This window comes from Pseudoalteromonas sp. SR41-8, from assembly GCF_014163915.1.
Lineage (GTDB): Bacteria > Pseudomonadota > Gammaproteobacteria > Enterobacterales > Alteromonadaceae > Pseudoalteromonas > Pseudoalteromonas rhizosphaerae.
Window position 1 is genome coordinate 1 of record NZ_JACJEE010000099.1, and the last position, 341, is coordinate 341.

Annotated in this window: 1 protein-coding gene; it reads left to right on the top strand. The window is 44.9% G+C overall.

What is annotated here, in order from left to right; genetic code table 11:
- Positions 1–225, top strand: a 225-nt coding sequence (locus H5162_RS21170; RefSeq protein ID WP_182779456.1) for a S9 family peptidase, incomplete at its 5' end; no start/stop codon positions are given.
- Positions 226–341 lie beyond the last annotated feature (116 nt).

A 341-nucleotide genomic window follows, 5' to 3' on the forward strand; every position in this document is an offset into this window, starting at 1 on the left:
GGCACCTTCCCAATGCAAAGCGAGCGTATGTACGCTGCGCTAAAAGGTTTAGGTAAAGAAGCGCGTTTAGTGATGTTACCTTACGAAGCCCATGGTTATCGTGCCCGTAAAAGCTTATTACATGTTTTATGGGAACAAGAGCAGTGGCTGGATAAATACTTGTTAAGTGACGAAGCTCCTGTAAGCGATGCTCAAGCAAATACTGAACCTTCTGTATCAGAGTAAATTGAAAGCGCGGTTTATGCCGCGCTTGTTAATTTAATTATATGGGGAAGAAGACCCACCCTTAATCTCACGGCACCTTCCCAATGCAAAGCGAGCGTATGTACGCTGCGCTAAAA